Annotated in this window: 11 protein-coding genes and 1 pseudogene; 11 read left to right on the top strand and 1 reads right to left on the bottom strand. The window is 43.7% G+C overall.

The window, feature by feature from the left end:
• Positions 1 to 10 precede the first annotated feature (10 nt).
• The 11 genes and pseudogenes from IQ457_RS08250 to IQ457_RS08200 all read left to right on the top strand — a co-directional run bounded on the left by IQ457_RS08250 (position 11) and on the right by IQ457_RS08200 (position 13394).
• A pseudogene (locus IQ457_RS08250) lies at positions 11 to 739 on the top strand (cupin domain-containing protein).
• A 332-nt stretch (positions 740 to 1071) separates the two neighbouring features.
• Positions 1072 to 1647, top strand: a complete 576-nt coding sequence (locus IQ457_RS08245; RefSeq protein ID WP_191692074.1) for a TetR/AcrR family transcriptional regulator — start codon at positions 1072 to 1074, stop codon at positions 1645 to 1647.
• 112 nt (positions 1648 to 1759) lie between these two features.
• Positions 1760 to 3274: a betaine-aldehyde dehydrogenase gene (gene betB / locus IQ457_RS08240; protein ID WP_207161720.1), complete on the top strand. Its 1515-nt coding sequence runs from the start codon at positions 1760 to 1762 to the stop codon at positions 3272 to 3274.
• A 145-nt stretch (positions 3275 to 3419) separates the two neighbouring features.
• The gene (gene betA / locus IQ457_RS08235) at positions 3420 to 5120 is read left to right on the top strand and encodes a choline dehydrogenase (protein ID WP_200662783.1); all 1701 of its coding nucleotides are present in this window, start codon (positions 3420 to 3422) and stop codon (positions 5118 to 5120) included.
• A 330-nt stretch (positions 5121 to 5450) separates the two neighbouring features.
• Positions 5451 to 7496, top strand: a complete 2046-nt coding sequence (betT, locus tag IQ457_RS08230; protein WP_200662782.1) for a choline BCCT transporter BetT — start codon at positions 5451 to 5453, stop codon at positions 7494 to 7496.
• A gap of 751 nt (positions 7497 to 8247) precedes the next feature.
• Positions 8248 to 9177 (top strand): hypothetical protein, encoded by a 930-nt coding sequence (locus tag IQ457_RS08225; RefSeq protein ID WP_200662781.1) that lies wholly within the window; start codon positions 8248 to 8250, stop codon positions 9175 to 9177.
• Between the two features lie 57 nt (positions 9178 to 9234).
• Positions 9235 to 9819 (top strand): alpha/beta hydrolase, encoded by a 585-nt coding sequence (locus IQ457_RS08220; RefSeq protein ID WP_200662780.1) that lies wholly within the window; start codon positions 9235 to 9237, stop codon positions 9817 to 9819.
• Between the two features lie 281 nt (positions 9820 to 10100).
• Positions 10101 to 10736, top strand: a complete 636-nt coding sequence (locus IQ457_RS08215) for a hypothetical protein (RefSeq protein ID WP_200662779.1) — start codon at positions 10101 to 10103, stop codon at positions 10734 to 10736.
• 308 nt (positions 10737 to 11044) lie between these two features.
• On the top strand, positions 11045 to 11719 hold the full coding sequence (locus IQ457_RS08210; RefSeq protein WP_200662778.1) for a glutathione S-transferase: 675 nt from the start codon (positions 11045 to 11047) through the stop codon (positions 11717 to 11719).
• Positions 11720 to 11759: 40 nt separating this feature from the next.
• The gene (gene tehB, locus IQ457_RS08205) at positions 11760 to 12326 is read left to right on the top strand and encodes a tellurite resistance methyltransferase TehB (protein ID WP_200662777.1); all 567 of its coding nucleotides are present in this window, start codon (positions 11760 to 11762) and stop codon (positions 12324 to 12326) included.
• A gap of 387 nt (positions 12327 to 12713) precedes the next feature.
• A complete protein-coding gene (locus IQ457_RS08200) occupies positions 12714 to 13394 on the top strand; it encodes a DUF421 domain-containing protein (RefSeq protein WP_200662776.1) in 681 nt (226 codons plus the stop codon).
• On the opposite strand, the gene IQ457_RS08195 is transcribed toward IQ457_RS08200, so the two are convergent.
• Positions 13391 to 13867: a nicotinamide-nucleotide amidohydrolase family protein gene (locus IQ457_RS08195; protein WP_200662775.1), complete on the bottom strand. Its 477-nt coding sequence runs from the start codon at positions 13865 to 13867 to the stop codon at positions 13391 to 13393. The two genes, IQ457_RS08200 and IQ457_RS08195, sit on opposite strands and share 4 nt — an antisense overlap.
• Positions 13868 to 14124 lie beyond the last annotated feature (257 nt).

The raw sequence follows: 14124 nt of genomic DNA, 5'->3' as shown, positions 1-14124 counted from the left end.
AAACTATTTTATGCTGATTAATGCAGATTTTACTCGCCGTGCTGCATTGGCACCCGAACACTATCAATGGGTGCCATCACCGCAAAACGGCGTCGAGCGTGTCATGCTCGACCGCGTCGGCGCAGAAAAAGCCCGTGCTACCAGTATCGTCCGCTATGCGCCTGAGTCCTATTTTCCGCATCATATGCATCCGGGCGGCGAAGAGATTTTGGTGTTGTCTGGGACTTTTTCGGCAGATGATATCGACTATCCAGCAGGCTGGTACTTACGCAATCCACCAAATTCTGGCCATCAGCCGTATAGTAAAGAAGGCGCCGTTATTTTTGTCAAACTTTGGCAAATGCTAGCCACCGAAACACGTTATGTTGCTATCGATACTAACGATTGGGCAAACTGGCAAATACAGGACAATCGTGAGGTCTGTTAGTTATTCTCAGATGACAGCGAACAGGTCAGCTTACAGCGTTTAAAGGCCAATGAAGCCCTATTTACCGACACAGTATTTATCGACACAATATTTACCGATGCAATCAAAGGCGGCGCTGAGATACTGGTGCTAGATGGTGAGCTGATAGATACTGAACTTACAGATGACGCTAAAACCTATACTCGCGGTGGTTGGCTACGTTTGCCAGTGGGTGAAAAACTGCAAATAAAAGCAGGCATACACGGTGCTACGGTTTATCTCAAAACTGGTCACCTGTCTAAAGTCATTGGCGCTAAAGTAGAAGAAAAATAGTACGCAAACGTAGATTTAGCAATTATTAATAGCGACTTTAATGGTTTATAGGCTACTGCTTCACTATAAAAAAGGCGTCAGAACTATTTTTCTGAAAAATAGCTTTGACACCCTTTACATATAATCAGCTATAAAATACAGAAAATTATTAAAATAATGTTCTGTAACTCCTCGGTTCATATCTGCCCTTCACATTGCTGCTTTATTTCTGTAAAATACCGACTGTACGGTTTCTTTATCAAAAACTGTTTTTCCTTCTGTATTAATAAAACACATTCTTTTAAAGCCAAATTTACTTTTAGTTAAACTGACGCGCTAATATCGAGATAAAAATGGAAACTCAAAACGCTCATAAACGTAAAAAACAGCCAGAGCTTATACGGCGGGCGCTGCTTGATGAGGCAGCGCGCATCACTTTGGAGCAGGGCTTGTCTAAAGTGACCTTCCAATCGGTAGCCGATGCCGTCGGCGTGACCAAAGGCGGGGTGATGCATCATTTTGCCACCAAGGACGCGCTCATCTTAGAGGTGTTTTATGACGCGATGGCTAAGTTTGAGGCGGAAGTCAATCAAGCGATGGCAAAAGATCCGGTCAGCTACGGCTCGTTTACCCGCGCTTATATCGATGCCACCATCAGTTTGGGCGAAAAAGGTCAAGCCGAGTTTAATAGCCAAGCCACGCTATATGTCTTGATGCTAGGAGATAGGATGCTGCGCGAACGCTGGGCTGAATGGTCAAACGAGCAGCTAAAAAAACACGCTGCCACGGACAATACCGAAACGCTATGTATGGTGCGTCTGGTTGCTGATGGAATTTGGCTCTCTGACTTTTCGGGTATCGATATTTCGGACAAAGCCTCAATACGTACACGCTTGATAACTATGACGCAGCGTGACTTTGACGCTTAAAAATGCATACAAACCACTTTTATTTTTCACCTTTAATCCATGACGACATTGTTTTTAAGACTTTATAAAAAAGCTTTTTTATAAAGCGAACCCGTCGCTCTAAGGAAAACTTATGACAGCTACTCAGACAATCATAAATAACTTAACAGATATTATCGACTTAACACAAACACAGACCGCTTATATCAATGGTCGCTATTTGGCGGTCGATGATTCTTTATCAACTTTCGAAGATATCAACCCAGCGACAGGTGAAGTGTTAGCTATCATTCAACAAACGACGACTGAGCAAATCGATGAGGCGGTAAAAGCCGCGCAACAAGGTCAAAAAGTGTGGGCAGCGATGACCGCGGTTGAGCGTGGCCGGATTTTATTAAACGCAGTTGCGATATTGCGCGAGCGTAATGATGTATTAGCATTGCTCGAAACCAAAGACACGGGTAAAGCGCTTTCTGAGACCAAGTATGTCGATATCGTCACTGGTGCTGATGTCGTTGAGTATTATGCGGGTCTTGCACCAATGTTAGAGGGTCGTCAGATTCCACTACGTGATAGCAGTTTTGTTTATACCCGCCGCGAGCCACTCGGCGTGGTAGCAGGTATCGGTGCGTGGAATTATCCGATTCAAATTGCGATGTGGAAAGCAGCGCCAGCATTGGCTGCTGGTAATGCGATGATTTTTAAACCCTCAGAAGTCACACCGTTAACGGCACTAAAACTGGCAGAAATCTTCACCGAAGCAGGCTTACCAGACGGCGTCTTTAACGTCGTGCAAGGGGATTATAAAGTTGGCGAAGCATTAACCCAGCATCCTGATATCGCCAAGGTCTCATTCACAGGCGGCGTGCCAACAGGTAAAAAAGTCATGGCAAGCGCCGCATCATCGTCGCTTAAAGACGTAACCTTGGAGCTTGGTGGTAAATCACCATTGATCATTTTCGACGATGCCGATATCGATACCGCTGCTGATATTGCCATGATGGCGAACTTTTACAGTACAGGTCAGGTCTGTACCAATGGCACGCGCGTCTTTATCCCAAAAGCGCTACAATCCAAGTTTGAAGAGGCAATCTTGACGCGTGTTAAGCGTATCAAGCTCGGCAATCCGCTGGACGAGAGCATCAATATGGGGCCATTGGTTAGCTTCCCGCATATGGAGCGAGTGCTTGGTTATATCGAGCAAGGTAAAGCGGGCGGTGCGCGTCTATTGGCGGGCGGTGAGCGAGTGACGACAGACGAGCTGGCTAAAGGCGCGTATGTCGCGCCAACGGTGTTTACTGATTGCACCGATGACATGACTATCGTGCGTGAAGAAATCTTTGGCCCTGTGATGTCGATATTGACTTATGAGACTGAGGAAGAAGTCATTCGCCGTGCCAATGATACCGAGTACGGCTTGGCGGCAGGGGTGGTAACCAAAGATCTAACCCGCGCGCATCGCGTCATCGGACAGATAGAGGCGGGTATCTGCTGGCTAAATACTTGGGGCGAGTCGCCTGCGCAAATGCCAGTTGGCGGTTATAAGCATTCAGGTATCGGCCGCGAAAACGGCATCGAAGCCCTTGAACACTATACGCAGACCAAATCTATCCAAGTAGAGCTGGGTAAGTTTGAGTCGGTATTTTAATGGTTTATTAACTGCCTGTGTTTTAACCACCTGTTTTAATGTACAAAGAAAGCTGTCGTTAGTAAGCACGTCATGTAGGTAAATACGCCGGCATGATTTGAGCTTACTGATGACATGACGTATTTTTACTATTATGGAGCGTTTTATGACATCAACCACACCTGAATATGACTACATCATTGTCGGTGCAGGCTCAGCCGGAAACGTGCTGGCCACGCGCTTGACCGAAGATGCCAACATTAAGGTGTTGCTATTAGAAGCTGGTCGACCTGATTATCGACTAGACTTTCGTACGCAGATGCCAGCGGCGCTCGCGATGCCGCTACAAGGCACTACGTATAACTGGGGCTACAAAACCGATCCTGAGCCATATATGAATAACCGCGTCATGGACTGTGGCCGCGGTAAAGGGCTGGGCGGTTCATCACTCATCAATGGCATGTGCTATATCCGTGGTAATGCGCTCGATTTTGACGACTGGGCCAAAATCAAGGGCTTAGAGAACTGGACGTATCTCGACTGCTTGCCGTACTTTAAAAAATCAGAGAACTGCGACGCAGGCGAAAACGACTATCATGGCGTCGGTGGTCCGGTAGAAATGACCACCTCAAAACCTGGGGTCAATCCGCTGTTTGAAGCGATGATTGAAGCGGGCGTGCAGGCAGGCTATCCGCGTACAGAGGATCTAAACGGCTATCAGCAAGAAGGCTTCGGCCCAATGGATCGTTTTGTCACGCCTAATGGTCGCCGCGCATCAACGGCACGTGGGTATCTCGACCGTGCTAAACCACGTAGCAATATCACGATTTTGACCGGTGCCTTGACCGATGTGATTTTATTCGATGGTAAGCGCGCGGTCGGCGTTAAGGTTGAGCATCAAGGTCAAACCAAAAAATTCTATGCCGCTCGTGAAGTGATCGTCTCATCAGGTGCTATCGCTTCGCCGCAATTATTGCAGCGCTCTGGTATTGGCCCTGGTCAGTGGCTCAAAGACTTGGGTATTAATGAGGTTTTAGAGTTGCCGGGTGTCGGTAATAATCTACAAGACCATTTAGAGCTGTATATGCAGTACGAATGTAAGCTACCCGTGTCGATTGCCCCTGCCAATAAATGGTGGAATAAACCTGCGATTGGTGCTGAGTGGTTGTTTAATGGTACTGGTCTTGGCGCGTCCAATCAGTTCGAGGGTGGCGGCTTTATCCGTACTGATGAGAAATTTACGCACCCCAATATCCAGTATCACTTCTTGCCATTGGCGGTGCGTTACGATGGTCGTAGTGCGGTGAAATCGCACAGCTTCCAAGCGCATGTGGGCTCACTACGATCACCGAGTCGTGGCCGCGTCAAGCTAACTTCAAAAGATCCAAGCGCGCATCCAAGTATCTTATTTAACTATATGTCGCATGAGCAGGACTGGCAAGAGTTCCGCGCGGCGATGCGTATCACTCGTGAGATTATGCATCAACCAGCGCTTGACCCGTATCGCGGCCGCGCCATTGCGCCAACTGATGATCTGGTGACCGATGCGCAGTTGGATGAGTATGTCCGCAACCATAGCGAGACGGCTTACCACCCATCATGTACTTGTGCGATGGGTGAGGGTAATGATTCGGTAGTCAATGGTGAAGGGCTAGTGCACGGTATCGATGGCTTGCGCGTGGTCGATGCGTCGATTATGCCAAATATCATCAGTGGTAATTTGAACGCAACCACCATTATGCTGGCTGAAAAAATCGTCGATAAGATGCGCGGTGTGCAGTTGCCACGTTCAACAGCAGATTATTATGTCGCCAATGGTGCACCGCTCAGAGCCGAGCCGATGCGCGTTTATAACTCTGTCGTTTAAACGCCTTTTTAAATGAATGCCTAAACGAGTATTTAGGCAACTGCGCGAACTAATAAACAATAAATAATATAAGTCCATTTCTATCAAAAGGCCTTTCGTAGTAAAGGTCTTTTTTATCAGCGCATATGTTTATAGAGATGAAAACCGTTGAGGTTAAATTTACTTAGCATTTGCGTCGCTGTTTTTCTAATCGTTTATCTTTCAGTTTTTATTAATTGGTACTGCTTTGTGCGTCATGCGGTGATAAATACCTTATGAGTTTAAGTTTCATAAGACTATGACGGACAAAGCAATATCAGACCCTGTTTCATTTACCGATTGAGGTCTTTTATGTACAGCTCGCCATCAGAAGATGCGACGAAACCCCTGACTCTAAATAAGACGGTTTTTTTAGGTTCAGCTATTATTTCTATTTTATTGATTATCTGGACGATTGCCTTGCCAGATTATAGTGAGGCATTATTAAGCGCCAGTATGGCATGGGTATCAGAGAGTTTTGGCTGGTATTACATGCTGGTGGTTGCCGCTTATAGTATTTTCGCTTTGTTTGTTGGTTTTTCTAAATACGGCGATATCAAGCTGGGACAAGATCACGAAAAAGCTCAGTTTCCTTTTTTAGCATGGGCGGCGATGCTATTCTCCGCGGGTATCGGGATTGATTTATTATTCTTTGGTGCCTCTGAGCCGTTGATGCATTATCTCACACCGCATACGGGCTTAGAGCCTGCCAGTGCTGAAGCGATGCGTGAAGCGCTGTCGCAAACCTTTTTACACTGGGGTCTTCATGGTTGGGGTATTTATGCGCTCATTGGTATGGCATTGGCGTACTTTGCGTATCGTAAAAACATGCCATTGGCGCTACGTTCACCGCTGACACCGATATTTGGTGAGCGCTTAATCAAAGGCTGGCTTGGTGATGGTATTGATACCTTTGGCGTCGTCTGTACCTTGATGGGTATCGCCACCAGCTTAGGTATTGGGGTATTGCAGGCCAATGCCGGCTTGACACATGTTTTCGGTATCGAATCGAGCAAAATGGTGCAGAGCCTGATTATCTTAGGCGTGGTTGTTGCTGCCGCTATTTCTGCGATGACAGGCGTTGAAAAAGGTGTGCGCCGTTTATCCGAATTTAATATGCTGTCGTCGATATTGCTACTATTGGCCATATTGGTGCTAGGTAATACGGTTTATTTGCTCAATACCTTTACCCAAAATATTGGGCAATATTTCCAAACGATTATTTTTAAAACCTTTGATGTCTATGCTTATGATGGCAGCGCTGGCGCTGACTGGAAGTCAGGTTGGACGATATTTTTCTGGGCATGGTGGGTCGCTTGGGCGCCTTTTGTCGGTTTGTTTATCGCGCGTATTAGCCGCGGTCGCACTTTGCGTGAGTTTGTCTTTGGCGTGATGTTTATCCCGCTTGGTTTTATTTTTGCGTGGTTCTCTATCTTTGGTAATTCAGCGATAGATTTGGTCGCCAATGGCGCAACTGAGCTCGGTGAAATCGCCGTCAATGACGCCGCGATGGGTATGTTTGCCTTGTTTGAATACTTCCCTTACAGTGATATTTTTTCATTGGCAGGCGTATTTATTGGTCTGATATTTTTTGTGACCTCAGCGGACTCAGGCGCTTTAGTGCTTGCAAATCTAAGCTCAAAAGGCATGACCAATGATACCGACGCGCCTGTTTGGTTACGCCTGTTTTGGGCGGCAGCTACGGGTTTGATTACTTTGGGCTTACTGTTTGCGGGTGGTTTTACTTCGCTACAATCGGTTTCCGTCATTGCTGGTCTGCCGTTCTCACTTATTTTGCTGCTTTACATGATGGCTATGTGGAAATCACTAAAAGAAGAGGGCAACAAGCGCAAAGCCAGTACCGTTGGCACGGCAAACGTGCTCGATAGTGGTAAAGGTTGGAAAGCGCGCTTGCAGCGTATCGTCAGTTTCCCAAGTCACAAGCAAGTCGAACGCTTTTTACAGACGGTCGTTAAACCTGCCATGATTGAGGTAGAAAACGAGCTAAAAGCAGGTGGTCTTAAAACCTCACTGGATATCCGAAATTTGGCCAGCATTGGTAAAAATATCGATGCTGCAACCGACGAAGATGACGGTCAGATAGATGGGGTAAAACTGCGCGTCGGGCATGGTGATGAAGATGACTTTATTTATGAAGTCAATCTCATCAAAGCTGAGCGACCAAACTTTACCCTCAATACTTCCAGTAAGCAGGCCGAGTTTTATTACCGTGCTGAGGTATTTTTAAGTGATGGCTCGCAAGAGTATGATTTGGTTGGCTATACCAAAGAGCAAGTGCTGGTGGATATCTTGCATCAGTACGAATGTCATATGCAGTATCTGCATTTAGAGCGTTAATTCATTTATTAAATCATTCATCAAACGCCAGTATATGGCTTGCTAGATGTTAGAGATATGATTAATCATTTGGCAAAAGATAACCCCGTAAGTTGCATATAGCTTATGGGGTTTTTTATGTAAATTAGCTCAACAGATATTGCGTTTAATGATAAACCTAGTAATAAGTGATTGGACGACAGCAGTTGTCGCACAGTTTTTTTAGCCGCTTTATTTTCATCAGGTTTTATATTATAGTTATTGAGTCAGGCAAAAATAACACGACAAACCGTTAACCCTCGGGGCGCAACGCTTCACTTTTTAACTGAGTTGTCTTTAGCAAGCATGTTTAATAATGTCCTTTGAACAGTATTTTTTAAACAGTGTTATTTTCGTTTAATCCTAAACAATCATGCCTGAAAAAATCCAAACCTAACCCCCCCCAAAATATTGATTAAAAATCAGAAAAACTGAACAGAAAAACGCCTGTTAATGTTAATTTTTAAAAACAATAACGAGAAAAAATAGCATTACGATAATGAAAAACTACGGCTAACATTTCAATCAAGCATAAAAAATTCTACGTACCTAAACCAATTAACTTAACTAATTTTATAGCTAATGACGTCATTTAACCAAATGGCGAGCAGACTCGGTTGGCTTAAAATTACGCTTAAAAGAATCCAAAGAAAATACGAAATAAAAATATAGAAAATAATGCGATAAGCAATCAAAAATCAAAACTGGATGCCAAAATAATAAGGATAAAACGATGACAAAGTTAACCTATCAATTTGAGCAAAAACGTATAGACAATGTGCAGTGGTCGGATGGCGCAAAACTATCTGGAATAACGGCACTGGCGAGTGATGAGAAAGGGCGCGTACGTAAAAGCCCATTATTTTATCTTGAGACGGTTCCGATAAACAATTATGAAGATGATGTATATTTTGTCAATAATACCGATGATACCTTGAGCTTTGTCGCGCCGTTTCGGCTGTGCCGAAACATAGGTGAGGCAAGGGCTAAGCTCGGTGATGTCAGTGCTGAAAACGTAGAAAAAGTAAAACTTTATAGCGATGATATCGACTGTTTATATACGGACGTTTTACCGAAACAAGCGGTGCGTATTGGCAGTACGCATATCATTTATGATAGCGATGCGCTGATGCAGTGGTTTATCGATGTGCCTTATAAGGGCATTGATACCAAAGGCATTGATACGCATTACGGTATTTGGCGTTTTAACGTAGTAGAGAAGGGCGGAATTGGTGGATCTTATCCATTGCTGTGGGAGGACTTTAGTAAGCCCTCGCACGTAGTGAGCAGTGAGTATGTGACTGAGCGCAATGAGATGCCGATAGAGCCTTTACTCTATGACGAGCGCTGTTCGATGTTAGAGCAGTTTATCACTCGATATGGCGTGGCTGACGCTATATTTATCTTGGCTATTAATGATGTGCTCTATCGCTATTGTGTAGGCTGGAGTGCGCTCTACAATGAGTCCGATATTCAAGCAAAAGATATTGCGTGTAAATTAACAGCGCAAAAACCAAAAGATACTGAAGCGGTAAAAGCCATTATCCAAGCGGTTTATGATTTTTGGTTTGGTAAGAGCTTTGCAAAAAATACTTCAATGCAAGCTTGTGAGGAGATTTTGAGTTTATATCAAGCGCAAATTGCCAATCAAAAAGCGGCTTAAATAATAGACCAAATTAATAATAATAACGCTAAATAACAATGAAAAAAGGAGAAAGCTATGATGTTTCCTATCGAAAATAACGACACGTTTTTATTGTTTTTTCATGGTCTTGATTCAAGTTGCGAGATCAGTAAATATACGTGTATCACGCGCGAGCCGAAATATTGTCAAACGGTCAATTACCGCGAGCATTTTGCAGAAATATTTGAAATTTACGATGATCTAATTCGTGAGAAAATAGCACAGTATACACGCGTGGTGCTGGTAGGGCATTCGCTTGGTGCGTGGTTTGCCAATCATTTTGCCCATAAATACAATCTGCGGGCGCTCTTAATTGCGCCCTGTATTTATCCAAGTGACGTTTTAGCGGACCGTATTCCAGCCGTGGTGGATATGAAACTGTCGTTTCCGACCTCAAACACTGAGATGATGCGGGTCATGGTGGAAGTCGAAGATGAGAGTTTGGATGTAGCGGTTGCTAGGCGAACTTTGGTTAATCTACCGGATAGCTGGGAAGTCGATTATTTTGACGGCGGTCATCACCGTATCGCTCGTAGCAGTGATATTTGGTATCACTTGGTCCATCTGTGTGAAGATCCTATCGTTTGGATGGATGAGGCGACGTATCATGGGGAAGATTAGAATATTTGCTGATTAAAAAGAAGTCATGATCGCGTATTTATTTTTGATGGACTGATGTGCTATCATCATTGAATAAACTATCGTGGGTTTAACAGTTTTGTCCTCGTCATTTATTGCAACTCATCAAGATTGCGATTGGTGGCGGCGTACAAACCTTGCAACTTCCAGCACGATATAAAACAATCCTGGTAAAGCGCATGAGCCTGTACTCCGACATCCTCATTTGTGCCTGATTTTATACTTTTTCGTCGGAGTTATAGGAATATAAGGTCTTCATCATCATGAGCCAATCTGCCCAGCCATCCAAATTTACCCGCCGTTTTCAGCCGTGCCATCCTCTCGCACAATACGTCATCGCGCAAATAGATACGTTAGAATATCGCGCGCAATATATTGTCAAAACCATGGGTTACCCTTTAAAGCATACCATGCCTGCTTGCGAGCGCCTGCGTCATGTGCTGTCCAATAAGCATCTTGGCCTTGACGGCAGCTATATGGATAAATACTTTAGCGCCGATGAGTTTTTAGCAGAGTTATTTTCGGTACTCGATTTGCCTTATGAGCCATTTGCAGAAGATATTGCTCAGATTAAGGACGAGATAGCACAGGGTGCGGTGCCGCAGCCTCGCTATCGTTTATACGCCGATGTTGATTTTAAGTTTGATGACAACGCCAATTGGCTGTCTCGTTGGGGCGCTGCACTTTGGACTCAGGTAGATTTGCCAAGCGGATTTGCCAAACTGGATGAAGCTGCGCGTAAAAGTATTATTAAAGAGCGTATCCGCACGCATTATCAAGAGCGTGGGTCTAATGTGCCGTACGATGGCGCTATAAAAGGCTATTACTTGATTATGGAACTGCAAGATAAAGAGGTCGAGAGAATCGAGTACGACCTACCAAAATCTAAAAGTGTGTAATAGCCTAAGCAAAACTAAAACTATAATTTCAAAAAACTATCCTTACAATGCTTTAAATTAAATGTCATATTAAAAATCATCTTAAACATCAGCCTCTCTATCCTTTTATGATAGCGAGGCTTTTTTGTATTAAGTAAGGCTTTTTAAGATTGAAGCCTGCCATTGAAGGCAAGGGTGGTCATTGTTATGATAAGTAATATCAACATCAAAACTGTCACAATCACTTCTAAAATACACATGTATTAATCCTGAAATAATAACTTTTAAGCCTAAAACGATAAAGATTAACCAAACTGCGAAACACGTCTATGACTCCCTCGACTTCCTCTTATCCTCGTCTGTACTCTTTTCGGCGCTGTCCTTATGCCATGCGCGCTCGCCTTGGGTTGTTGTTTGCGGGGCTACAGGTCGAGCTGCGCGAGATAACATTAAAAAATAAGCCGCCGCAAATGCTCGTGATTAGCCCCAAAGGTACGGTGCCTGTGCTGCAGCTTTTAAATGGCACAGTGATTGAAGAGAGTAGAGAGATAATGACATGGGCGCTTGAACAGCAAGATGCGCAAGGGTTGCTTGCTGCCCAGACCTTGGCGCAAGCAAATGCGCTGATTGATAAAAACGACAATGAGTTTAAATATTGGCTCGATCGCTATAAATACGCCGACCGGCATCTTGAGATGAGCCAAGCAGAGTATCGACAACGGGGTGAAGCTTTTTTACAGATTTTAGAGGAGTTATTAATCAAAAATCCTTATTTGCTAGGGGAGAGTATAACCATCGCTGATATCGGTATCATGCCGTTTGTTCGTCAATTTGCGCATGTGAATCGCAAGGTTTTTTACGATTTACCTTATCCAAATTTGCAGCGCTGGCTACAAGACTGGCTCAACCATCCACTTTTTTTGCAAGCGATGACCAAGTTTGCGCCCTGGCAAGAAAAAGATGACGTGGTGGTTTTTCCTGCCGCTTTCATCGATTGTCATTAGTGCTATGATAAAATCTCTCAATTACATATAAGAGGTTGCCATGACCGTTGATCTCAATAGCCGCTACGGCTTGAATCCTGCTCATAGTGAAGTCGTAGAAGCGTGCCAGATTATTGAGCCGTGCGATGCGCTCGATATGGGCTGCTCAAATGGGCGCAATGCTTTATATCTTAGCCAACTTGGGTTTAATGTGACGGCGATAGATGCCAATCCTAGCGCTATCAATATGCTACAAGACATTGTTAAACAAGAAGGGCTTACAAACCTCAAAGCCGAAGTGTACGATATCAATCGTGCCAGCCTTGATGCCGATTATGGTTTTATCAGCTGTACGGTGACCCTGATGTTTCTTGACCCCGCGCGCGTTGACGCTGTCATTGCCGATATGCAGGCGCATACGCAGGCTAGTGGTTATAATTTGATTGTTTGTGCCATGAACACTCAAGCCTATCCATGTCCCGTTAATTTTCCATTTACCTTAGACGAAGGACAATTACGCGACATGTATCAGGGCTGGGAGTTGATTAAATATAATGAAGACGTCGGCACCATGCATAATGGCGCGCAATTACAGTTTGCCACCATGTTGGCACGTAAGCCCAGTTAAGCAATGTTAAGTGATGTTAGACAATAAATCTTAATCAGATCACATTAGTCATACTGTCAATTCACAAGGTTGTTTACGCTATATTTACCATAGCGTTAGCAGCCTTTTTTAATTAAAAATTTTACAAGCCTATACAGCAATAACAAACGCTCTATAGTTAGTCCTAAATAAAGTTAATACAAGTATGATAATGCGCTACTGGTATTCATTTTTCTTGCTTGCTGTGCCTACGCAGACAGAGGCTGCGCAAAATGAATACCAGTAGCTCTGTGTTTATTTTATAGCAGCCCGCCTCTATACATCAGAGCAGTTGTCGTTTTAATATACTCATGGCTAGAAAAGTGACGCTATAAAAAAACAATACGATAAAAAATAATGGAAAATAACATGGATTGGTTCAGTATTTTTATTTATGACACCACCTGGTCTTTTGCGGCAGAAATCGCCATACGTACCATCATCATGTTTTGCCTGATTATTTTATTATTACGCTTTACGGGCAAACGCGGCATCCGCCAACTCTCTATTTTTGAATTAACCATTATCTTGTCATTGGGCTCTATCGCAGGCGACCCGATGTTTACAGAAGATTTGCCGCTGATTCAAGCAGTGCTTATCATGAGTATTGTCTTGCTACTTTATCGGTTTTTTACTTGGTGCTCGACAAGGTACAAAATTTTTGAGCTTATCTTAGAAGGTAAGCCGACTTGTATTGTCGAGGATGGTTTATTGGTCTTAGAGGACGTCAAAAAGGGCAAAATGTCGCACGATGAGTTCTTTTCAGAAATGCGCCAAAAAGGCGTGCGTCATCTAGGCCAAGTTCAAGTAGGGTTGCTCGAAACGGATGGCGATTTTAGCGTGTTGTTATTTGAGCCTGAGAAAACTCAGTATGGGCTACCCATTTTTCCTAAAGAATTTCAGGCAGCAAAAGTGTTAGAAAAGGGACAGTCTTATGCCTGTATGCATTGCGGTTATATCGAGAATATCTCAATGCTAGATGAAGTCTGCCATCGCTGTCATCAGTCAAAAGGATGGGCGAAAGCGCTCAATACCAAGTTTGTAAATTAAGCAGTATGACTGGTGACCACCTCAATAATACTTTTACAAATAAGGCTGTTTATACTGCGTAGCTTCTGCTCAGGAGCGCCGTGGCACAGGCTGCGAAAATCATAAATCTCGCCTTGATAGCCGATACAATAAAAAAACGTGCCGACGGGTTTTTCTTCGGTTTCAGAGCCGCTAGGCTTTAACAGTCCCGTACAGGCAACATGTAAGTCGGCCTCAAACATTTTTTTGGCTTTGATGACCAGCTCACGCGTCACTTCTAACGACTCAGGCGTACAGTCCTCAATTAATTGGCTAGGTACTTTTAATATCTGCTTTTTTATCGAAACGTCATAACATACTAGGCTTCCCATCAATACATCACCAGAATATGGGCTGACAGAAAAGCGATGCGCTAAGTAGCCCGCGGTCGCGCTTTCAATAAAGACCACCGTCAATCCTTTATCAGCGAGTAATTTTGCACAACTATCGGTCACGCCTGCCTCCTTTTTTTTATTAAAGCTCGTAAAATAAAAACAACCACTATTCACTTAAACTATTACAGTACTTTGCTCGTAATTATTCAATTTATGGATTGATGAATTTGCGTAACTATTATTTAAAACTTACCTTTCTTCACTAAATGTTATTTAGCTTTAGGATTAGTTCTTGTAATATCTTTATATAGTATAAAATATTTGATAGGAAATCGGTTTTTAGCTTAGTCTGAAGAGACTGGGTTTTAAATAAGATT

Origin of the sequence: Psychrobacter sp. M9-54-1 (assembly GCF_016613355.1) — a bacterium.
Taxonomy (GTDB): Bacteria; Pseudomonadota; Gammaproteobacteria; order Pseudomonadales; family Moraxellaceae; genus Psychrobacter; species Psychrobacter faecalis.
The sequence above is the reverse complement of the archived record's forward strand: the minus strand, read 5'-3'. Positions and strand labels throughout refer to the sequence as shown.